The organism is Escherichia sp. WS1152, from assembly GCF_046487665.1.
In the GTDB taxonomy this organism is placed as follows: Bacteria; Pseudomonadota; Gammaproteobacteria; order Enterobacterales; family Enterobacteriaceae; genus Escherichia; species Escherichia coli.
This window is the reverse complement of the sequence record NZ_JBJQJA010000007.1, coordinates 166,476-186,368: the sequence shown is the minus strand read 5'-3', so window position 1 is coordinate 186,368 and position 19,893 is coordinate 166,476. Positions and strand designations below refer to the sequence as shown.

Genomic DNA, 19,893 nt, shown 5'->3' with positions numbered 1-19,893 from the left:
GGTCAGGCCCACAGTATAAAAGAGAACAGCAATGGAAACACTCATCGCCATCAGCCGTTGGCTGGCAAAACAACATGTTGTCACCTGGTGTGTGCAGCAGGAAGGGGAACTCTGGTGCGCTAATGCCTTTTATCTTTTTGATGCGCAGAAAGTCGCCTTCTACATTTTGACGGAAGAAAAAACGCGCCACGCGCAGATGAGCGGGCCGCAGGCGGCAGTTGCCGGAACGGTAAACGGTCAGCCGAAAACGGTAGCGTTAATTCGCGGTGTGCAGTTTAAAGGTGAGATCCGCAGGCTGGAAGGTGAGGAAAGCGACCTCGCGCGCAAGGCGTACAATCGTCGCTTTCCGGTTGCCAGAATGCTGTCGGCCCCGGTGTGGGAAATCCGGCTCGATGAAATCAAATTCACCGACAACACGCTGGGCTTTGGTAAAAAAATGATTTGGCTACGCGACTCAGGCACCGAGCAGGCGTAACGCCTCGCGGTTAAACGCTGGCAGATCGTCCGGTGTCCGGCTGGTAACCAGCTGATCTTTATCGACCACGACTTCCTGATCGTAAAATTCCGCGCCCGCATTTTTAACATCAATAATGATCGGTTTTACTGCGGTCAGTTTGCGTCCCCGAATCACATCGGCGTTGATCAGCAACTGCGGACCGTGACAGATGGCAAACACCGGTTTGCCGCTATTCACAAAATCGCGGGTGAAGGTGACAAAACGGTTGTCCCCACGCAGATAATCCGGTGAATGGCCGCCCGGTAGCAGCAGGGCATCAAACTCCGCTGGCGTCACTTCATCGATGGATTTATCGATGGTCACGCTGGCTTCTCCTTTTTTGCCTTTCACCGTTTTACCTGCTTGTTTTTCAATGGTAATCACTTCGTGTCCGGCTTTACGGAACTCGTCTGCGGGTGAAGTAAATTCTGAATCCTCAAATTCATCAGTGATTAAAACGGCAATTTTCTTACTCATGCTTCCTCCGCGTTGTTGCATTGGATGAGGCGAATTTTCCACAATCGGGGATAATTACCTCATGGTCTATTAAGCCTGGTGCATGAGCCGGGGAGCGCAAGGCAGACAATTCTGTAAAGGAGCGAAGATGAGTCAGGTACTGATTACAGGCGCAACGGGGCTGGTGGGCGGTCACCTGCTGCGGATGTTGATTAACGAACCGAAAGTTAACGCTATTGCTGCACCGACGCGACGTCCGTTGGGCGATATGCCCGGGGTGTTTAATCCCCATGATCCGCAACTGACTGACGCGCTGGCGCAGGTCACCGATCCCATCGACATTGTGTTTTGTTGTCTCGGCACCACGCGGCGAGAAGCGGGGAGCAAAGAGGCGTTTATTCATGCCGATTACACGCTGGTAGTGGATACCGCATTAACCGGGCGGCGACTAGGCGCGCAGCATATGCTGGTGGTCAGTGCTATGGGTGCCAATGCCCACTCGCCGTTTTTCTATAACCGCGTCAAAGGGGAGATGGAAGAAGCATTAATCGCCCAGAACTGGCCGAAATTGACCATTGCTCGCCCGTCGATGTTACTGGGCGATCGTAGCAAACAGCGGATGAACGAAACGCTTTTTGCGCCGCTGTTCCGTTTGTTACCCGGTAACTGGAAATCCATTGATGCGAGAGACGTGGCGCGGGTCATGCTGGCAGAGGCGATGCGGCCTGAGCATGAAGGCGTGACGATTTTAAGCTCTTCAGAATTACGCAAAAGAGCTGAATAATTATTCCCAAGGATTGATAGTGAGCGTAATATTCACGCGCTCAATTATCATAACTTATTCCTGGGGAATGCTATGACTGGTCAGTCTTCATCTCAGGCGGCAACGCCCATTCAGTGGTGGAAACCCGCGCTTTTCTTTCTCGTTGTCATTGCCGGTCTCTGGTATGTGAAATGGCAACCTTACTACGGCAAAGCGTTTACTGCTGCCGAAACCCACAGTATCGGTAAATCTATCCTTGTGCAGGCGGATGCTAATCCGTGGCAAGCGGCGTTGGATTACGCGATGATCTATTTCCTCGCAGTATGGAAAGCGGCGGTGCTGGGGGTGATCCTCGGTTCGTTGATTCAGGTGCTGATCCCGCGTGACTGGTTGTTGCGTACGCTTGGGCAATCGCGCTTTCGCGGCACGCTGCTGGGAACGCTGTTTTCACTGCCGGGCATGATGTGTACCTGCTGTGCGGCTCCGGTCGCGGCGGGAATGCGTCGCCAACAGGTATCGATGGGCGGTGCGCTGGCATTCTGGATGGGGAATCCGTTGTTAAACCCGGCGACGCTGGTGTTTATGGGGTTCGTCCTCGGCTGGGGTTTTGCGGCGATTCGTCTGGTGGCGGGGCTGGTGATGGTGTTGCTGATTGCGACGCTGGTGCAAAAATGGGTGCGTGAAACACCGCAAACGCAAGCACCGGTCGAAATTGACATACCGGAAGCACAGGGCGGATTTTTTAGCCGCTGGGGCAGGGCGCTATGGACGCTTTTCTGGAGTACAATCCCGGTTTACATCCTTGCAGTACTGGTGTTGGGTGCCGCTCGCGTCTGGTTATTCCCCCATGCCGATGGTGCTGTCGATAACAGCCTGATGTGGGTGGTGGCGATGGCGGTAGCAGGATGCTTGTTTGTCATTCCCACGGCAGCAGAAATTCCGATTGTACAAACGATGATGCTGGTAGGTATGGGAACTGCTCCGGCGCTGGCATTGTTGATGACGCTCCCGGCGGTGAGTTTGCCGTCACTGATTATGCTGCGCAAAGCGTTCCCGGCGAAAGCCTTATGGCTGACGGGGGCGATGGTGGCAGTGTCAGGCGTGATTGTCGGCGGGCTGGCGCTGTTATTCTGATTTGAGGGAAAACATGTCGGATGCGGCGTAAACGCCTTATCCGACCTACGGTTTGCATCGTTGTAGGCCTGATAAGACGCGGCAAGCGTCGCATCAGGCATTACAAGGGGCTGCTATTTAATAAACGTAAACGCCGTAGTTACCCGCTTCACGCCGCTCACCCGGCTGGCAATATCTGCCGCCGCTTTCGCTTCACGTTCAGTCACCAGCCCCATCAGGAACACTTCACCGTTTTCGGTGGTCACTTTCACGTTGGACGATTTCACCAGGTCGCTGGTTAAGAGCTGCGAACGCACTTTGGTGGTGATCCACGTATCGTTAGACGCTTCGCCCAGACCAATCGGCTGGCCCTGACGAATCTCGTTATACACTTCGTTGGCACCGTCTACGCCCATAGCAATCTGTTTGGCGCGAGCCGAAAGTTCAGCGTTTGGTGACTGCCCAACCAGCAGCACTTTGCCCTGATAGGCCGTTACATTAATACGCGCTTCTTTCTTAATCTGTTCGTCTTTCGACAATGCGCTGTTCACGCGCACTTCCAGGGTACCATCGTCCACCTGGGTGCCGACACTGCGTGGGTCAGTTGCGGCTTTGGTACCCACAGCAGCAGTACCCACTACGGCAGCGGCAACACAACCTTGCAACAGCAGCGCGGAAATAAGGACTGCGATTGGCGATAATGCCTTCATGTATTCTCCTTAATCATCCTGGTGAGGGAAAAGCGTGTTATCGATCAGATCGCACAGGCAATTTACCGTCAGCATATGCATTTCCTGAATGCGAGCACTACGATGCGAAGGAATGCGGATTTCCACATCCTGTGGCCCTAACAAACCTGCAAGTTCACCGCCGTCATAGCCGGTTAATGCCACAATGGTCATATCACGCGTAACGGCAGCTTCTACCGCTTTTACAATATCGCGGCTGTTGCCACGGGTGGAAATGGCTAACAATACATCTCCCGCATGACCCAGCGCCCGCACCTGTTTTGCATACACTTCATCATGTAAGCGATCGTTGGCAATCGCCGTTAAGACAACATTATCAGTATTTAGTGCAATGGCAGGTAAGCTGGGCCGCTCCGTTTCGAAACGGTTGATCATGCTGGCAGCAAAATGCTGTGCATTGGCAGCGGAAGTTCCATTACCACAACAGAGGATTTTGTTGCCATTGAGCAGAGACTGAACCAGCGTCATGGCCGCACGGGAGATGGCATCCGGAAGCGCCTCTGCCGCCGCAATTTGAGTTTGAATGCTTTCAGTGAAGCAAGCTTTAATTCTTTCTTGCACGCTAATCCTTAAACCTTAATTATGAGTGGTCATTAAAGGCATCCTTAATCCACTCAACCTCATTCCCGGTGAAGGCTACCACATCGAACCGGCAATCCACAGTATCAAAACTCCCATTATGACGCGCGAGCCACAAGCGGGCAGTCTGTAATAATTTGTGTTGTTTGCTGCGGGTCACACTGGCTGCCGCGCCGCCATAAAGCGCAGAGCGGCGGTAACGCACCTCGACAAAAACGGTGGTCCGGCCTTCACGCATTATCAGATCGATCTCGCCGCCACGCTCGTTCACGTTAGCGGCGACAAATCGCAGTCCTTTGCCTTCCAGCCAGCGACGCGCTTGTACTTCCCACGCATCGCCGGTCTGTTTGGTGGTTAACTGGCGGGGACTACCTGACCTTGTTGGTACTGTAGCCATGATAACTTCCTGTTAATCACGCAATCCGGGTTAGCCGTCAGGCTTCCGGTATTACCGTTGATTTCAAAACCCTGAACCTGGCGCATTTGTGAGAAATGATTTGCCAACGACCAGGCATCAACGCCCATCGCATACATGCGAGCCAGCGAATAATCGTTGTTCACCGCGCTGAGCGCCTGCTGCATTAACGGCAGATTACCGCCTGCCAGCATCGGGATTTCGCTGTACTGCAAGCCTTCCATCTCCAGTCGGAAATCCGGGCCAGCGGTCCCTTGCGCACTGCGGGAGCTGGCGTACAGCGTTGCACCGCTCTGGCTACCGTTACGCATGGCGATCATCGGTTTGATAAAAGCGATTTCACCCGGCGTTGCCACAATGTACACCGCATCGACACGACCGCCATTATTGGTGAACTGGTCATCGGTTGGCGTGGTTTGCAGCGTTGGATTGTTGGTCGTCATGCCGGAGTCGGTTGTCGCTCTGAGAGTAATCGGGCTACCCGTTAAAGCAATACCAGAACCGCCGTTAACACCCGCGCGTAATTCGCTGGTGGAACCAAATTTTTGTTGCAGAACGGTGCCGCCGCCCAGTTTCTGCCACTCTTGCGCAAACGCATTGGCTACGCGATCGCCCAATGAACTGCGTGGGATCAGCACCAGCGGCGCTTGTTTACCCTGGTCACGAATATGACGCGCTGCATCGCGCGCTTCGTCTTCCGGTGAAAGCGCGAAGTAACAAATATTGACGCGATTTTCGATATTCTCTGGCTGGTTCAGTGCCAGCACGTTCAGCGGGGTGTTGCTCTTCAGCAACTCTTCAACGTTATTTTTCAGCAACGGACCGACCACAATACTCGCGCCATCCTGCTGAACCTGGCTTAAGATCTGGCTAAGTGGTTGTGATGAGGTATCGTAGATTTTCAGCTCTGCGGATGGATTTGCGGGTGCGCTTACCGCTGCGGTGCTTGTCGCCGGGGCGCTTACAGGCACCGGCTGGGCTGCAGGCTGTTCACCGGTCAGATCGCTAACCGAGGCTTGTGCCGGGCTGGCAACGCCATCCACGGTTTGCGGTTGAGGTTGTTCTGCTACGTCTGCGGCAGGTGCGGCAGCTACCTGAGCTGCCACTGGCTGAGTGCCGATATTTTTCGCCGCTTCAAAGCCTTGCTGAATAGTGCGACCAAATACCGCTGCCTGGCCATTCAGTGGCAACAGCAGGGCGATTTTGTTGGTTGATGCTGGTTTAAACGCTTTTACGTTAACCAACTGCGTTGGCAGCATTTTCGCGCCCGGGTTGTTCGGATAACGTTTCTGCCAGTCGGCGATCCCGGCTTTCATCATGTCGGGATCGTTACGGTTATCAAACCAGACGCGCTGCAGATCCAGCCAGCCTTGCAGAATATTTTCGTCGGCGTTGATCACCAGCGTATTCGCCTGTTCCTGAGTCATGGAGGAGAGCGCCTGCCAGGTGGCATCAATATTCTGCTGTTTTTCTTTCGCGCCAAGCAGCGGTTCCTGAGCAATTAACGCGCGCAGTAAATCAATGGAAGGACGCCCCTGGCTGGCATCGATTTTTGCCTGCCAGTAACGCGCTTGCTGGTTTTGTTCTAAATCGGCAGGTGTGATTTTCGCCAGCAAGTTTTGCGCGCCAGCAAAATCTTTCTGCGCCAGTTTAATCTCTGCCGCCAGCAGTGTTTTCTCGCGACGCTGAGAATCGTTCAGTTCTTGCGGTAGTTGATTAAACAACTCCACCGCCTGCCCGGTTTTACCTTCTTTCACCAGTGCACGAATGGCGAGTAATTGCCAGTTGATCCTGGTATCATCAGAGCTTTGCTGCATCTGCTGAAGATAAAAGGCAGAATCAGCCTGCGCCGTGCCCTGCATATAAGCAGTGGACTGATCGGGAGTATGGGTGCCACAACCGGCGAAAATCAGGGCTGCCAGAACAACAGGCAGACAACGCGCGGCTTTCAAACGAGAAAATGTTGAGGGTACCATAATGTATCCAGTGATATTTTTTTTACGCAATGCTCAATATTAAATCGGCAATACGGACGACACAATGAAACAACACCAATCGGCGGATAATTCTCAGGGCCAGCTTTACATTGTACCGACGCCAATCGGCAATCTGGCGGATATCACCCAGCGTGCGTTAGAGGTATTACAGGCCGTTGATCTGATTGCCGCCGAGGATACTCGTCACACCGGTTTATTGCTGCAACATTTTGGGATTAATGCCCGGTTGTTTGCGCTGCACGACCATAACGAGCAACAAAAAGCCGAAACGCTGCTGGCGAAGCTGCAAGAGGGGCAAAACATTGCGCTGGTTTCCGATGCCGGAACGCCGCTAATTAACGATCCTGGCTACCATCTGGTGCGTACCTGCCGTGAAGCGGGGATTCGTGTGGTGCCGCTACCCGGACCGTGTGCTGCTATCACTGCGTTAAGCGCCGCGGGTTTACCCTCTGACCGTTTCTGTTACGAAGGCTTTTTACCTGCCAAATCAAAAGGCCGCCGTGATGCGCTAAAAGCCATTGAAGCGGAGCCGCGCACGCTGATTTTTTATGAATCTACCCACCGTCTGTTAGATAGCCTGGAAGATATCGTTGCGGTATTAGGCGAATCCCGCTACGTGGTTCTGGCGCGTGAGCTGACCAAAACCTGGGAAACCATTCACGGCGCGCCCGTTGGCGAGCTGCTGGCGTGGGTAAAGGAAGATGAAAACCGTCGCAAAGGCGAAATGGTGCTGATTGTCGAAGGTCATAAAGCGCAGGAAGATGACCTGCCTGCTGATGCCCTGCGCACGCTGGCTCTGTTGCAGGCAGAACTGCCGCTGAAAAAAGCGGCGGCGCTGGCCGCAGAAATTCACGGCGTGAAGAAAAATGCGCTGTATAAGTATGCGCTGGAGCAGCAGGGGTAAGAGTGCCGAAGCGTTGCGTTAATCAAAACGCAACGTCTTCTTTTACCGCACGATGACGGTAATGGTGGCTGTGCCCTGAAATTTTCCTGTTTCCAGCTCACCACCGACCAGATTAACTGGCCAGGCGCGCATATTGACGGTGCCATGCCCGGAAGGATCAACGGGAAGGATACCGTTCTGAAAAGGAATATTTGCAACTCCGCCACCGAGATTTTCAATACGAATACCGACATCGGGCGCATTGTCTGAACTTCTTCGTCTGGCGACCAGGTTGTACTGGTCTACTACCCCAGTTGTACCGTCGATGCGCATTTGCAACGAGTTTTTAATCTTTGAAGTATCACCACAGTCATAAGTGATATCAAAGTCTACTGGAGTAAAACCGTCTGGCATGGCATTGCGGGTGGTAAACTTCTGACCATTGATGAATCCAAAATTAACCTTAATAACATCGCCCTGATTAATTTTGCACGACTGTGGGGCGGTGAGATTTCCCTGAATCGATAACTTGACTAAATCATGGAAGTCACCTGTAGACGGGCTTCCCATTCCATCGACCCACGCGCCTTTAATGACGGCAATATCCGTTTTCGGAATGGTCATCGAGCCGAGAAATGGCTTGGTGACATACAGGGTAAAGGTGGTATTTGCACCAATATTAACGGGTCCATAACGAGACGTGTCACCCTGGCAAACACCCGTTTGGGTTGCAGCAGAATATACGGTGCTGCTTTTTATCTGTGTGAATCGGGTGTTAACAGAGACAACCTGGTCGGTTGTGAGTCCTGGAATGTCGTTTGCCTGTAATGTGGTTTTAATATCCAGGCTGTCATTGAGTTTGTAATATCCTGTCTGATGTCCAGTGGTGGTAAGTACGGGGCTGACCATATAGACAAGTTTAACTGCCTTACCCGCAGAGCAGGAACAGGCGTATTGCCAGTTAGTGCTACTTAGCGTTGCAGAGGTAAACTCCCGTCCTGTCACGTTATCTGTCTGGTTCACCGTAACATCATCAACCACACTGCTGTAATTTGTCGCACCGCTAGTGCTGTCGGCTCCACACCCTCCTGAGGAGGCATAAGCGCAGGATGTGGATATCAACAAAAGTCCTGTTATAAGAGGCGCTCTTTTCATTTTTTATCCTTAATGGCACTGCGCTGTACCTTGTAATACAGAGGTTGTTGGTTCTGAATCCGGTGTACTAAAAGCAAACTGACATTGTTGATCTGCCTGATTTCCCCAGCGTACAGTCCAGCTTTGTGATTTACTCGATATCCCAGAGAGATATAGTATGCCGCCCTCATCGACGATACTTTGTTGCCCCGTATCATCGTTGCTGGCAAGAGCGCCAAAGGGCAACGGTTTACCGTTGCGATCGCTGACTGTAACAAGTACGCGATAACCGATATTGGCGTTGAAACGCGCCGCTACCATTGCACCTCTGTTGGGCACCACAAACTGTGTTGTTTGTTCAAGATCGACGTTATCGGGCAGCTGCGTAGTATCTACCGAGAGACGGTTTTCCTGATAAGTTGTGAGATAAGGAACCACTGCATAGCCAAAGGGATCGGTAGCAATCCCCGGATAGTTTTGTATCCTCACGCCAGATGCCCCGTTAGCATCGATAAGCGCAAAAGCGTTGCCCAGATATTGCGAGAGCGTCACGCCATGAGGATGGATAACCACGCCGCCGGTAACGCCGTAATTGTATTGGCTGCTGTCATTACCGTAACTGTATCCGGCACTGAAGGTTCCATAAGGTGAACGGTAACTGGCGTTCAGGCTACTGTTATGGTTGTTATCGTCATCCAGACTTTGTTCCAGGCTATAGCTCAGGCGACCATCATCCAGCAGTGAGCCATCAAGACGCATTTCATGTTGGGTTGGGCGATCTTTCTGGCTGGTCATCTGATAGGAAACCCGGCTACGCGGTAACCAGCGTTCTAACGGAATACTGAGATTCAAAGAGAGTGCGCGGTCATTATTTTGATCAGTGTAGCGGCTGTATTGATAATTCAGGCTGTAACCAATTCCCCATTGCTGGCCGGAAACCCCAACAGAGATATTCCTGTTTTTCTCGTTATTGCCCCAATAGTCTTGCTGTGAACCGGAGGCATACAGACTTACCCCATCAAATATTGTCTGGCTGATGTTGAATTGAATTTCACTTTTTTGGCGACTGTTATAGTCCCAATTGCGGGTATTGGCTTCATCAAAACTAAAATAGCCATCGTTGGTATAGCGATAGTAGCTGACAGCGATATTGGTGTTGGTTTCCGGGATATCTTTGATGTACTGCGTACGCCATTGATAGCCATGAAAAGAGTGCTGGTTATCGAATTGGGTGTCAGCTCTGTTGATATCCATCGACAACGCGCCCAGTGCGCCAAGTGTGCCGCCGATACCGATCCCCAGCGCATAATAATCTTCAGAACCGAGCAGGCCGCCATACAGCGTAAAAGTATTATTCAAACCATATATTGCCGTGGCTTCAGCAAATTCGGGTTCCTTGCTATCACTGTTTGCATCAGCGCGATAGCGTCCAGCGGTCGCGCTATATTTTAGATGCCCAGGTCGCTGCATCATGGGTAATGAAGAATAAGGCTGGATAAAGCGACGTTGTGTACCGTCACTTTCTTCAATCGTGACTTCTAAATCGCCGCTGTTGGAAGAGGGGTAGAGATCGTTAATTTCAAAGGCACCCGCTGGCACGTTGCTTTGATAGATCACATAACCATTTTGCCTGATAGTCACGATTGCACTACTGTTTGCGATACCGCGTACCGTTGGGGCAAATCCGCGCTGGCTGTTTGGCAACATATTATCGTCGGAAGCGAGTTGCACGCCAGTAAAGGTGTAGCTGGAAAAAATACTGCCGCTGGTGGCGCTTTCTCCCAGAAGCAACTGAGACTTCAACGCCTTGATATCACGTTGTAAATAACTACTGATAGTGTTCCAGCTTGACGCCTGATCGTTGCGTGTCCACGTAGAATAGTTACGTAATCGCCAGGGGCCAAAATTAGCACCATTTTGCATATTCAGGTACTGTCGTTGGCTACGATTGCCCTGGCGGTAACGGTTATCAGAACCTGTAAACGAGTAGTTGGTAAACAGCGTTGGTATACCATCGTCCCAACGAGAAGGGGAGACGTAACCTCTTGCATCACGGTACAGTGCAATTTGGGGAATGCTCAAATTAAGTCGCTGATGATTGAAATCAAATTCAGCAGCTGTACCGGGAATGATTTGTTCAAGCGAGTTGATCACGCTATCGTCATCTTTTTCAGCCAGCGCCGGGATTTCATCCACCTTAATACCCAGCTCACGTAGTTGTTCTACCGTAAACTGTGGCTGCAGAAGTTGCTCTGCATTGGCGGTAAATGTAATTTTTTTCTGTGAAACCTTCTTTTTATTCAGCCAGATATCAACCTGATAAGTTCCTGGTAGTTGTGCGTATTTTTTTGAAAAACGTGACAGATCGGTTGTTTGCATACCACTTTTTGTGGTTTCCAGCATAATGGGGTCGAAATAATACTCTTCGGCGTTAGCGGTAGTGCAAAGCATGCCGCTGCCAGTGAGCACCATCGGCAAACAGCGTTTGATAATGAGCGCCAACTGTTTCGGTGTGCGTTTATGTCCCTGGTGGTGTCGTTGTGGCATTCCCTGATGACCTGTGTTTTTATATTTGTTATTGCAGTGGACGAGTTTCTGTCCCGGAACTGCCGCCATAATCATTGATCGCAGCCCATTTCACGTTCTTTCCGCCAGATGCTGGAAGTGGTAACTGTTTATGTTCTCCGGGCGCGATATATTCAATTTTGCTTGTGAGATCGGCTTTATCGACTGCCAGTCCGGCAAATACGACGTAATATTCAGTTGAGTTATATATATTGAGTGAATGGTCACTACGTTTAAATTCCAGTGATTTCCACGCATCGTTGACCAACCCCTTCAAGTGTGCGGGGCGATAAAACATTTTGATCCGTGTTTTAAATACCAGCGTCAACTCGTTAGCATTAACATCATCTGATTTTTTCTTTGCTGGAATGGCACGAACATTAATGTAGAACAGCGACTCTTTATTTTCAGGCAGGTTATCAGCTGTTTTAATAATTCGCAGTGATGAATCATCGCCAGCTTCAAGACGAAATAGCGGTGGGGTTATAATAAATGGGGCACGGCTTGTACCATCTATATTATCTACCCATGATTGCAGTAAATAAGGCGTTTCTGCGCCTTTGTTTGCGACAGGTAACGCAGCCTCTTTGCGGCTGGCATCATAGATCACTCGCGTTCGCTGTAAAACGATACCCCCTGCAAGCGCCTGGCCGATACAGAAGCTACACAACAAGGTTATTATCACCGCGAATGTTCGTTTTGACATAGTTATTTTTCAACCTGATACAACGAGAAAGAGGAAGGAAAAGGGCGTTATCTGAAAGGTCAGATAACGCCGTAACGTATTAACGGTAATCCAGCGTTACGTTAACGACAGCGTCTGCTTCCCCTGGGGTGATTTCTGATGCTTCAACGGTTGATACGTAGTAAGCGATGAGGTCAACATTAACAACTCCAGCGGAGTCCGCAGGGATCTGATAAACCGTGTTATCATTGCCCATAGCATTTAGTGGCATAAGGTTTCCGCTTTCCGCATCGTCAATACGGATACCCACACCTGTTGCCGCTGTGCCAGCAAAAGAGCCCACTTTTGCCAGATTAGGGAAGTTAGGGACGGTACCATTATCCCGCGTTTCCAGCCATAAACGGAAAGACGCTTCAACGTTGCCGTTATCGTGCTCCCACCCAGTCACTGGGCAGTTAACTAAAGGAATAGTGAATGGAATTTTTGGGCTACGATCGCCTACAGAACGAAACTGTTCGGCATTATAGTGACCAAGAGCAACTTCAATTTTCTTATCAGAGTCATTGATTTCACAAGCGGATTTTAAAATCTCGCCATCAAAAACTATTTCACCATCGGTTGCAGCGGCATTACCTGCGAAAAGCGCAAGTAAGCCCGCAATAGCTGTTTTTGTAACTTTATTCATTTATAACCTTATCCTTGTAACAAGTACATAATCATATTTAATGTGAATATATGTTCAACATCTTTAAAGATTATACAGGTAGAAATATTTCATTGAACATTAAATAGACTAAACTTTAAGATTATATTTATATGCAAATATTTGATATTTTCATTATATTGATATCAATTTTCTATGTATTCAAAAGAGTATAAGTGCATGACTTTGCTGCGCCAGGGGGCGAGTCAGAATACGAGATGGTTTATTAATAGAACAAGTTATATGTATATCTAAAATTAAATTGTTGAACATAACTCCTTTTGCTATTGGCGTTATGTTCAACCCAGTCAAATGTTATTTAATATAATGCGTGACTGTTGAATAAGTTAATTTAAACATTTTGAGCAAATTTTTCATCTGGTTAGGTATTAATTAAACAAATAAAGTTACTGTGCAGCCACAAAAACGAAGCCGGGATAGAGGTAGAGACTTTAGCCGTGAGAAAACGTTCTGTCGCATCCTGCTTTCCTTCGCCAGTCACCAGTAACAAAACCTCGCGGGCATTGAGAATATCCTTCAGGCCTAAGGTGATCCCACGAGTCACGGGGCGACCCGCGGTTTTTAACATCTCATGTTGCTGTGTTCTGGCATCAAGTTGACTGATATGGCAGGCCGGTTGTAGGCTTTCCCCCGGTTCGTTCAGCCCAAGATGACCGTTTTTCCCCAATCCGAGAACGCATAAATCCAGACCGCCTTTGCGCGCAATCAGGTTCGTTACCCGTTCGCACTCTGTCTCATTTATCTCTTCGGAGCGAAAGCTGATGAGCTGGTCTTCACGTAGCCCCAGCGGCTGCACGATATGCTGTTGCAGGAAAGTTTCGCAGGTACCAGGCATCGTTAATGGCAGATCCACCCATTCATCGAGTTTGACGACGGTGAGCTGGCTGACATCAACGTGCTGCTGGTGGATTTTTTCTACCAGATAATGATACGTCAGTAATGGCGTGGCTCCGGTCGCCAGGCAAATCACGGCATCCGGTTTGCTACGGATCACGGCCAATAAATATTCGCTGGCACGTTCACTTAACGCCGTATAGTTTTCAACTTGCTGAAGGGTTTGCACAGGATGAAATTCCTTAAGTAAAGAGGCACCGCCAGACGCAGTGCCTCGTTCCATTTACAAAATGCCGAATGCGGAACAAACAATAGAGAGCACAAAAGTCACGCCGATTAACAGCACCGGATGCGCTTTTTTCACCCGCAGGAAGTAATACATCAGCAGGGTGTAGGCCATCGGTAAAATGTTCGGGAAGACTTTATCGAAGAAATCCTGTTGCAGCGCGACGCTGTGGGTACTGTCGATGGCAAACGATGTCACCACGTTAATATGCACATACGAAGCGATCAGCCCGCCGATTACCGTGATCCCGAGGATGGTTGCCGAGCGAGCAATCATCTGCGAGTTCTCTCGCACTTTATCGATCGCCTTCACGCCGACTGAATAACCGACGTGGGTCCAGCCGACGCGCAGGAAAAAGATAAGCAGGTAAACGGCGAAAAATAGAATCGGCCCCAGCAGGTTTCCCTGGCTGGCAAATGATGAGCAAATTCCCGCCATAATCGGCAACAAAGTAAACCAGAAAATCGCATCGCCAATCCCGGCGATTGGGCCAAACAGTGCCACTTTGAGGCCTTTAATGGTGTCGCGGTTTTCTCCTTTTTCTTCCATCGAAATTAATAACCCCATCAGGAATCCGACCAGATTCGGGTGGGTATTAATAAATTCGAGGTTATCTTTCATCGCTGCGCTTAGGCCCGGTTTGTCATCCTTATAAATCTTTTTCAGGATCGGCAACATCGCCCAGGTAAAACCGCCCGCCTGCATCCTTTCGTAGTTAAAGCTCGCTTGCAGCAGCGACGAACGAAAGCCCAGACGGGTGATATCTTTTTTACTGATTTCAGATCCCATTGCTGTAGTCCTCTTCTTCATTTTTACTGGCAACGGGCTGCGGTTGCGCTTGCTGCCGGGATTTCGCATTGAAAAACTCATACACCGCAAAGCCTGCGCCCAGTACGGCAACCGGCAACAGGTTGCTGACCTGGATGTAGCAAACAAACAGGAAGCCGGCGATCAGGTAAGGGATATATTGTGCTTTGAACATCACGCGCAGCAGCAAGCCAAAACCAACGGCAGGCAGAATACCGCCAGCCACTTCAAAGCCGTGGGTCAGCCAGGCGGGCATCGCTTTCACCAGCGCCTGCATCGCCCCTTGTGCCAGGTAAGTACAGAGGAAAGCAATCACCGCATACGCTGAAGCGACGATGAGCATCGTTGTCCAGTTAAGTCGGGAAAACGCTGCCGTATCCGCTTCTTTCGCGCATTTATCGGCTTTGGTCATAAATAATGAGAAAGCAGAATAGAAGAACAGAATGACGTACTGCATTAACAAACTAAACGGTAGGCCAAGACCAATTGCCGTTTTGGCATCAACGCCCGTAGACCATGCAATGACGGTGGTCATCAGACCCGCCATAATAGGGTTGGGCGGCTGAACACCACCTGCAGGGGTTAATCCGGCGAAAGCCAACTCTGTCAGACCACCGGTAATTAAGCCAGTCTGAATATCACCGAGAATAGCGCCAGTTAGGGTACAAACGATTATCGGGCGGAATAAAAATAAGGCTTCCAGCCAAAAATCAATCCCCAGAACGAAAACTAACGCCGCCAGGGATAATCCCTGAAGTAGGGTTATTTCATGCATTTTTATTACCTCAAACCAATATTAAGGCGATTTTAGATTTAGTCAGGGATTTGTTCTTTTTGATCGCCAGGGACGTCCTGAATGAAAACATTCACGCCACGTTGTTTAATAAAACGTAAGTCCGTGAGATCCTGGTCATCGACATAAACTTTACTGCTGATTTGCTTTTTCCCTTCCGAGAAATGCATATTGCCGACGTTGACATCTTTCAGGTCAATGCCACCTTCTACCAATTTACGTACCGTTTGTGGCGTACGGCAAATCAGGAAGATCTTCTGATGCGGTGCAGCTTTGCCGATGACGTTAATGGTTTTTTCGATAGTAAAGAAACGAATGCCAAAGCCGTAGGTTTCTGCGGTAATACCCATTAATTTCTGTTGAATATCATCGTTAGCGACAACATCATCCACGACTACCAGCAGATTCGCACCGATGGTGGATGTCCAGGTCACGCCAACCTGACCGTGAACCAGACGGTTATCAATACGGGTTAAGAGAATATTTGGACTGCTCATTGTGTAATCCTCACCATAAAGTTGAATAATATAATTTTTTTAAATATATTATTGTTGCGATATTGTACTGATGTATTTATTAAGGTTTAGTCATCTCCTTTTCCATTAAGGCACTCCCCGATATTAATCGGGAAGTACATTGGGATAAATCATAAAAAACTAATGATTATGCTGAAATTCGATTCGCTGAACCACAGACATTAATTTTATTTCTGACAACTTCTTTCATCGCATCCATTCCGACGCGCATATAATAACGAGGATCATTACCCTGCGGATTTTCCGCAAACCAGGCTTTAACCGCGCCGGCGAAGGCTATTTTTAATTCTGTGGCAACGTTCACTTTTGTGACGCCAAGTTCAATAGTGCGACGGACAAATTCATCCGGAACATCGCTGGCACCATGTAGCACCAGAGGAACATCCACCACTTCACGAATTTCCGCCAGCCGCTGGAAATCAATCTTCGGCGTTTTGCTGTATAAGCCGTGCGCCGTACCAATCGCTACCGCCAGGCTGTCGACGCCAGTCAGTTCGACAAAGCGTTTAGCTTCTTGTGGATCGGTCAGGAATGCACTTTCGGCGTCAACGCTCATGTCATCTTCAACACCGCCCAGGCGGCCCAGTTCTGCTTCCACGCTGCAATCCTGGGAGTGGCAGAAGTCGACAACCGATTTCACCAGCTTTACGTTCTCGGCAAACGGGAAGTGGCTGCCGTCGATCATCGCACTGCGCACGCCTGCGTGGACTTTACGGCGAATATCATCCAGCGATTCGTGGTGGTCGAGATGCAGCGCCAGTGGCATGTTGTAGGTTGTGGAATAGGCGCTGCACAGGGCGTAGATCTCTTCCAGCGCGATATGTTTAAAGGTCCCCGGCGTTCCGGCGAGGATCACCGGCGATCGCATTTCACTGCACACTTCGAGGATCGCCTGGATCGTCTCGGCGTTATGAATGTTAAAGGCAGGCACCGCGTAGCCATTGGCCTGGGCGTCCTGTAACAGATATTTAGTGGAGATAATGCTCATAATGCGATCCTCTTATGCCTGCCACGGATGAATGATTACGCCTTGCACCACGCGGTTAACGGTGCCACTGGCTGATGGGGTATCCGGCGTATTGCCCATGTGCAGCGACTGCATCAGTGCAAACGTCTGGGCGTACATCAGGAAGCAAAATGCCTGCTCAACGTCGATAAAGTGACGTGACGGTGGCAGGATGATATGTGGACCGGCAGCGACGATGTCGCTGCTTTCCGCGGCGATGGCGATTACACGCATTGCCTGGTTGTCACGGCGAAGTTCAGCCAGCAGATCAAGATCATACTGACGGGTGTAAGGGTGGCTGGAGACAAATACCACCACCAGCGTTTCGTCATCGACCAGCGATTTTGGTCCATGACGGAATCCGGTTGGAGAATCATAAAAGGCCGCCAGTTTACCCGCCGTCAGTTCCAGCACTTTCAGCGCCGACTCGCGTGCTGCGCCCTGTAAGCCACCGCTGCCGAGATAAACGATCCGTTTCCACGGTGCGTAACCAAACACACCTTCGCTGAAATCGCCCAGTGAGGTCAGGATCGCCTGGCAACGATCCGCCACGTCGCGGAAGGTTTGGCTGTTGATCGTCTCAGGTGCGAAAACCGCGAGGCAGCTGGCCATCATGGTGGTAATGCTGCTGGTCATCGCAAAGCCGCGATCGTGCGTTTCTGCGGGCATCAGCACGGCAAACGCGTTATCGCTGTTGATCGCGTTTTGGTAAAGAGCGCCCGCTTCGTTGCAGGTGATCGGCAGGTGATAGCATTCCGGTACAAATTGATTTGCCAGTTCCACGGCTGCGACGCTTTCCGGGCTGTTGCCGGATCGACCGAAGGAGATCAACAGCAGCGGATGGGCTGGGTTCAGGTAGTCCATCGGATTAGTGACCAGATCGGTGGTTGGTACGGCGCTGAAGTTTTTACCGGTATGGCTGGCGAGCCACGGCGCGATGATATCACCGATAAATGCCGAGGTTCCGGCTCCGGTCAGGATGATCCGCAGATTCTCTTTGCGCAGTAACGGTTCAAGGAAGTTATTGAGCGCGGAACGTAGCGCGTCGATGTTGGTGAGTGAACGGATCCATGCGCGAGGCTGATGGCGGATCTCTTCTTCAGTCCATGTACCGGATGCGGCGGCAGCAGGGGTGTAATTTTCTGGCATAACTCAATCCTTAGTCTGATGAACTTGACGTCGGGCGTTGTCGCTTTCACTTGCCTTTCGTTTCATTTCACTTGGTGATGTCTTTCGTTGATTAAAATCTATAGAAAAGAAACCGAAAGTTCAATGGAGAAAAAGGAAATAAAACGAAATCTGTGATCATTGAAAGAAAAGACAAGGGAAGATTAAAGAATTGCGTAATGACGTCGCTATGTTCACCGATTGCCGGATGCGGCGTATCGTAGGTCGAATAAGACGCGTTAGCGTCGCATCCGACACCGCTGCACAGATCAAAACGAAAGAAAAAGAAAGGCCTTACGGGGGAAGTGAAGGCCCAATAAAGGAGCAAACTATCAAAACGAAGCTAATTGACTCTGAATCCAGATTTGTTGCACATGCAGCCCGCTATCCAGCGCAACGATGCTGGCGCGTTTGCCCGGTTTAAGCGATCCCAGAACACCATCAACACCCAGCATTCGCGCCGGATGCAGCGATGCCATATGAATGGCTTCCGCAGGCGTTACGCCCGTCAACTCGACCATGTTGCGCACTGCCGCATCAACAGACAGCGTACTGCCCGCCAGCCCACCGGACGCGGTACGGACAACGCCACCGTGCATCTGCACTTCTTCACCACATAACGTATAGCGACCATCCGGCATCCCGGCTGCCTGCATCGCGTCGGTGATCAGCACGATTCTCTCTTTCGCACAGCAACAACACAGCGACATCGCCGCCGGATGCACATGATGACCATCGGCTATCAGTTCCAGCCAGGCGCACTTGTCCGTTAATCCCGCGCCAACCATTCCCGGTTCGCGGTGATGTAAACCTGTCATCCCGTTATAGCAATGCACCATGCCGTCGGCACCAGCATCAAACGCGGCGCGGGTTTGTTGCCAGGTCGCCGCGCTATGCCCCAGCATCACCCTTACATTTTGCTGTTTAAGATGGCGGATGGCCTGCAATGCCCCTTCTTTTTCCGGTGCCAGCGCTACCACGCGTAAGGTGTGCTGAGAAACGGCAATCAATTGATCCAGCTCGGCAATTTCAAGCTCGCGAAACAATTCCGGCGGATGCGCGCCTTTATTCTGCGGCGTGAAGTACGGTCCTTCGAGATAACTCCCCAGCACTTGCGCACCAGGTCCGCCGCGTTGGCAACGTTGAGCAATACGTTTCAGCGCCGCATGAATGGTATTAAGCGGCGCGGTTACGGTGGTCGGTAACCAACTGCCGACACCTTCGCGTGCCTTGTGCATTGCCAGCTTGTCGAGTACATCCGGCGCGTCATCCATTACATCAACGCCCGCACCACCGTGTACATGGGTGTCGATGTAAGCAGGGCAGAGCAGTTCCGCATCGCGTTCAGTCACGCCCACTGGAATCGGTTCGATTGCTGCGATGACACCGTCAGCAATACGCAACTGATGGTCATCGAGCCATCCCTCTTCAGTCAGCAGCCTTCTGGCGCGCAGAACGTGTGTCATATTCCTTCCTCGACCGGACATTCCTCATGGCAGCGGCCTAACTCGTCCACCAGACTGGTCAGCCCACGATGTCCACACTCCAGCGCCTGCACACGGAATTCTTCACCGCTTAACCCTTCGCGCTCCAGCACCATCTCCAGTAGCAGTTGTAAATTGGTGCCGGTAATCACTTCACAGCCCGGTTTTTGCATCGCCAGCGTTGAAGCTACGCGAAACGGCGTGCCGCCCAGCAAATCCGTCAGAAAAACAATGCCGTCTTCACAATCCAGTTGGGCGATGGCCTCTTCAAGCTGCGATGTAAGCAGCGCGGTGCTTGAGGTTTCCGGAAAATCGATGGCGATAAACTGCGATTGCTCACCGAGAATTTGCTTCATTGCTTTTTCCATGCCGCTGGCAAACCCGCCATGCCCTGTCAAAATAATACTTAACATCTAATACC

The 19,893-nt window shown here is 50.6% G+C and carries 21 protein-coding genes; 4 read left to right on the top strand and 17 right to left on the bottom strand.

What is annotated here, in order from left to right; genetic code table 11:
* Positions 1 to 31: 31 nt before the first annotated feature.
* Positions 32 to 475: a YhbP family protein gene (locus tag ACJHW7_RS13550; protein ID WP_000449030.1), complete on the top strand. Its 444-nt coding sequence runs from the start codon at positions 32 to 34 to the stop codon at positions 473 to 475.
* On the opposite strand, the gene yhbO is transcribed toward ACJHW7_RS13550, so the two are convergent.
* Positions 455 to 973, bottom strand: coding sequence for a protein/nucleic acid deglycase (gene yhbO / locus ACJHW7_RS13545; RefSeq protein WP_021557249.1), 519 nt, complete (start codon positions 971 to 973; stop codon positions 455 to 457). The two genes, ACJHW7_RS13550 and yhbO, sit on opposite strands and share 21 nt — an antisense overlap.
* A 127-nt stretch (positions 974 to 1,100) precedes the next feature.
* Between yhbO and ACJHW7_RS13540 the strand changes: the two genes are divergently transcribed.
* Positions 1,101 to 1,736 (top strand): NAD(P)H-binding protein, encoded by a 636-nt coding sequence (locus tag ACJHW7_RS13540; protein ID WP_000084526.1) that lies wholly within the window; start codon positions 1,101 to 1,103, stop codon positions 1,734 to 1,736.
* A gap of 72 nt (positions 1,737 to 1,808) precedes the next feature.
* On the top strand, positions 1,809 to 2,849 hold the full coding sequence (locus tag ACJHW7_RS13535; RefSeq protein ID WP_021557248.1) for a permease: 1,041 nt from the start codon (positions 1,809 to 1,811) through the stop codon (positions 2,847 to 2,849).
* Between the two features lie 113 nt (positions 2,850 to 2,962).
* On the opposite strand, the gene dolP is transcribed toward ACJHW7_RS13535, so the two are convergent.
* The 4 genes from dolP to lpoA are packed head-to-tail and all read right to left on the bottom strand — an operon-like array spanning position 2,963 to position 6,547.
* The gene (gene dolP / locus ACJHW7_RS13530) at positions 2,963 to 3,538 is read right to left on the bottom strand and encodes a division/outer membrane stress-associated lipid-binding lipoprotein (RefSeq protein ID WP_000646033.1); all 576 of its coding nucleotides are present in this window, start codon (positions 3,536 to 3,538) and stop codon (positions 2,963 to 2,965) included.
* 9 nt (positions 3,539 to 3,547) lie between these two features.
* Positions 3,548 to 4,138 (bottom strand): DnaA initiator-associating protein DiaA, encoded by a 591-nt coding sequence (diaA, locus tag ACJHW7_RS13525; protein WP_001158034.1) that lies wholly within the window; start codon positions 4,136 to 4,138, stop codon positions 3,548 to 3,550.
* A 19-nt stretch (positions 4,139 to 4,157) separates the two neighbouring features.
* Positions 4,158 to 4,553, bottom strand: a complete 396-nt coding sequence (locus ACJHW7_RS13520) for a YraN family protein (protein WP_000246855.1) — start codon at positions 4,551 to 4,553, stop codon at positions 4,158 to 4,160.
* Positions 4,511 to 6,547, bottom strand: a complete 2,037-nt coding sequence (lpoA, locus tag ACJHW7_RS13515; protein ID WP_021557247.1) for a penicillin-binding protein activator LpoA — start codon at positions 6,545 to 6,547, stop codon at positions 4,511 to 4,513. The genes ACJHW7_RS13520 and lpoA overlap by 43 nt, the downstream gene beginning before the upstream one ends.
* 64 nt (positions 6,548 to 6,611) lie before the next feature.
* On the opposite strand from lpoA, the gene rsmI reads away from it, so the two are divergent.
* Positions 6,612 to 7,472 carry a 16S rRNA (cytidine(1402)-2'-O)-methyltransferase gene (rsmI, locus tag ACJHW7_RS13510; protein WP_021557246.1) on the top strand — a complete coding sequence of 287 codons (861 nt, stop codon included), beginning with the start codon at positions 6,612 to 6,614 and terminating at the stop codon, positions 7,470 to 7,472.
* 42 nt (positions 7,473 to 7,514) lie between these two features.
* On the opposite strand, the gene ACJHW7_RS13505 is transcribed toward rsmI, so the two are convergent.
* The 12 genes from ACJHW7_RS13505 to agaF form a co-directional block, all read right to left on the bottom strand.
* Positions 7,515 to 8,606, bottom strand: a complete 1,092-nt coding sequence (locus ACJHW7_RS13505) for a fimbrial protein (protein ID WP_000816993.1) — start codon at positions 8,604 to 8,606, stop codon at positions 7,515 to 7,517.
* A gap of 9 nt (positions 8,607 to 8,615) precedes the next feature.
* Positions 8,616 to 11,132 carry a fimbria/pilus outer membrane usher protein gene (locus tag ACJHW7_RS13500; RefSeq protein ID WP_001136468.1) on the bottom strand — a complete coding sequence of 839 codons (2,517 nt, stop codon included), beginning with the start codon at positions 11,130 to 11,132 and terminating at the stop codon, positions 8,616 to 8,618.
* A 28-nt stretch (positions 11,133 to 11,160) separates the two neighbouring features.
* Complete coding sequence (locus ACJHW7_RS13495; protein WP_040234997.1) at positions 11,161 to 11,856, bottom strand: molecular chaperone; 696 nt, start codon at positions 11,854 to 11,856, stop codon at positions 11,161 to 11,163.
* 79 nt (positions 11,857 to 11,935) lie between these two features.
* Positions 11,936 to 12,520 carry a fimbrial protein gene (locus ACJHW7_RS13490; RefSeq protein ID WP_001045435.1) on the bottom strand — a complete coding sequence of 195 codons (585 nt, stop codon included), beginning with the start codon at positions 12,518 to 12,520 and terminating at the stop codon, positions 11,936 to 11,938.
* Positions 12,521 to 12,920: 400 nt separating this feature from the next.
* Positions 12,921 to 13,676 carry a galactosamine-6-phosphate isomerase gene (locus ACJHW7_RS13485; protein WP_072657430.1) on the bottom strand — a complete coding sequence of 252 codons (756 nt, stop codon included), beginning with the start codon at positions 13,674 to 13,676 and terminating at the stop codon, positions 12,921 to 12,923.
* The gene (gene agaD, locus ACJHW7_RS13480) at positions 13,677 to 14,468 is read right to left on the bottom strand and encodes a PTS galactosamine transporter subunit IID (protein WP_000534351.1); all 792 of its coding nucleotides are present in this window, start codon (positions 14,466 to 14,468) and stop codon (positions 13,677 to 13,679) included. It lies immediately after the preceding gene.
* Positions 14,458 to 15,261, bottom strand: a complete 804-nt coding sequence (agaC, locus tag ACJHW7_RS13475) for a PTS galactosamine transporter subunit IIC (protein WP_000544489.1) — start codon at positions 15,259 to 15,261, stop codon at positions 14,458 to 14,460. The genes agaD and agaC overlap by 11 nt, the downstream gene beginning before the upstream one ends.
* A 38-nt stretch (positions 15,262 to 15,299) precedes the next feature.
* Complete coding sequence (gene agaB / locus ACJHW7_RS13470; RefSeq protein WP_000098025.1) at positions 15,300 to 15,776, bottom strand: PTS galactosamine transporter subunit IIB; 477 nt, start codon at positions 15,774 to 15,776, stop codon at positions 15,300 to 15,302.
* Between the two features lie 166 nt (positions 15,777 to 15,942).
* Complete coding sequence (gene kbaY / locus ACJHW7_RS13465; RefSeq protein ID WP_000022766.1) at positions 15,943 to 16,803, bottom strand: tagatose-bisphosphate aldolase subunit KbaY; 861 nt, start codon at positions 16,801 to 16,803, stop codon at positions 15,943 to 15,945.
* Between the two features lie 12 nt (positions 16,804 to 16,815).
* Entirely contained in the window at positions 16,816 to 17,970 is a 1,155-nt protein-coding gene (locus tag ACJHW7_RS13460) for an AgaS family sugar isomerase (protein WP_001114852.1), read from the bottom strand.
* Positions 17,971 to 18,320: 350 nt separating this feature from the next.
* On the bottom strand, positions 18,321 to 19,454 hold the full coding sequence (gene nagA, locus ACJHW7_RS13455) for an N-acetylglucosamine-6-phosphate deacetylase (protein ID WP_021557245.1): 1,134 nt from the start codon (positions 19,452 to 19,454) through the stop codon (positions 18,321 to 18,323).
* Positions 19,451 to 19,885 carry a PTS galactosamine/N-acetylgalactosamine transporter subunit IIA gene (gene agaF, locus ACJHW7_RS13450; protein ID WP_000948824.1) on the bottom strand — a complete coding sequence of 145 codons (435 nt, stop codon included), beginning with the start codon at positions 19,883 to 19,885 and terminating at the stop codon, positions 19,451 to 19,453. The genes nagA and agaF overlap by 4 nt, the downstream gene beginning before the upstream one ends.
* Positions 19,886 to 19,893: the final 8 nt, after the last annotated feature.

What these genes read in the sequence shown, in the direction of transcription:
- dolP (WP_000646033.1), bottom strand. Translation starts at nt 3,538, where the DNA reads ATGAAGGCATTATCGCCAATCGCAGTCCTTATTTCCGCGCTGCTGTTG.
- yhbO (WP_021557249.1), bottom strand. Translation starts at nt 973, where the DNA reads ATGAGTAAGAAAATTGCCGTTTTAATCACTGATGAATTTGAGGATTCA.
- ACJHW7_RS13550 (WP_000449030.1), top strand. Translation starts at nt 32, where the DNA reads ATGGAAACACTCATCGCCATCAGCCGTTGGCTGGCAAAACAACATGTT.
- ACJHW7_RS13540 (WP_000084526.1), top strand. Translation starts at nt 1,101, where the DNA reads ATGAGTCAGGTACTGATTACAGGCGCAACGGGGCTGGTGGGCGGTCAC.
- ACJHW7_RS13490 (WP_001045435.1), bottom strand. Translation starts at nt 12,520, where the DNA reads ATGAATAAAGTTACAAAAACAGCTATTGCGGGCTTACTTGCGCTTTTC.
- nagA (WP_021557245.1), bottom strand. Translation starts at nt 19,454, where the DNA reads ATGACACACGTTCTGCGCGCCAGAAGGCTGCTGACTGAAGAGGGATGG.
- lpoA (WP_021557247.1), bottom strand. Translation starts at nt 6,547, where the DNA reads ATGGTACCCTCAACATTTTCTCGTTTGAAAGCCGCGCGTTGTCTGCCT.
- agaD (WP_000534351.1), bottom strand. Translation starts at nt 14,468, where the DNA reads ATGGGATCTGAAATCAGTAAAAAAGATATCACCCGTCTGGGCTTTCGT.
- agaB (WP_000098025.1), bottom strand. Translation starts at nt 15,776, where the DNA reads ATGAGCAGTCCAAATATTCTCTTAACCCGTATTGATAACCGTCTGGTT.
- ACJHW7_RS13505 (WP_000816993.1), bottom strand. Translation starts at nt 8,606, where the DNA reads ATGAAAAGAGCGCCTCTTATAACAGGACTTTTGTTGATATCCACATCC.
- ACJHW7_RS13495 (WP_040234997.1), bottom strand. Translation starts at nt 11,856, where the DNA reads ATGTCAAAACGAACATTCGCGGTGATAATAACCTTGTTGTGTAGCTTC.
- kbaY (WP_000022766.1), bottom strand. Translation starts at nt 16,803, where the DNA reads ATGAGCATTATCTCCACTAAATATCTGTTACAGGACGCCCAGGCCAAT.
- ACJHW7_RS13535 (WP_021557248.1), top strand. Translation starts at nt 1,809, where the DNA reads ATGACTGGTCAGTCTTCATCTCAGGCGGCAACGCCCATTCAGTGGTGG.
- rsmI (WP_021557246.1), top strand. Translation starts at nt 6,612, where the DNA reads ATGAAACAACACCAATCGGCGGATAATTCTCAGGGCCAGCTTTACATT.
- ACJHW7_RS13460 (WP_001114852.1), bottom strand. Translation starts at nt 17,970, where the DNA reads ATGCCAGAAAATTACACCCCTGCTGCCGCCGCATCCGGTACATGGACT.
- ACJHW7_RS13520 (WP_000246855.1), bottom strand. Translation starts at nt 4,553, where the DNA reads ATGGCTACAGTACCAACAAGGTCAGGTAGTCCCCGCCAGTTAACCACC.
- ACJHW7_RS13485 (WP_072657430.1), bottom strand. Translation starts at nt 13,676, where the DNA reads ATGGAACGAGGCACTGCGTCTGGCGGTGCCTCTTTACTTAAGGAATTT.
- agaF (WP_000948824.1), bottom strand. Translation starts at nt 19,885, where the DNA reads ATGTTAAGTATTATTTTGACAGGGCATGGCGGGTTTGCCAGCGGCATG.
- agaC (WP_000544489.1), bottom strand. Translation starts at nt 15,261, where the DNA reads ATGCATGAAATAACCCTACTTCAGGGATTATCCCTGGCGGCGTTAGTT.
- ACJHW7_RS13500 (WP_001136468.1), bottom strand. Translation starts at nt 11,132, where the DNA reads ATGCCACAACGACACCACCAGGGACATAAACGCACACCGAAACAGTTG.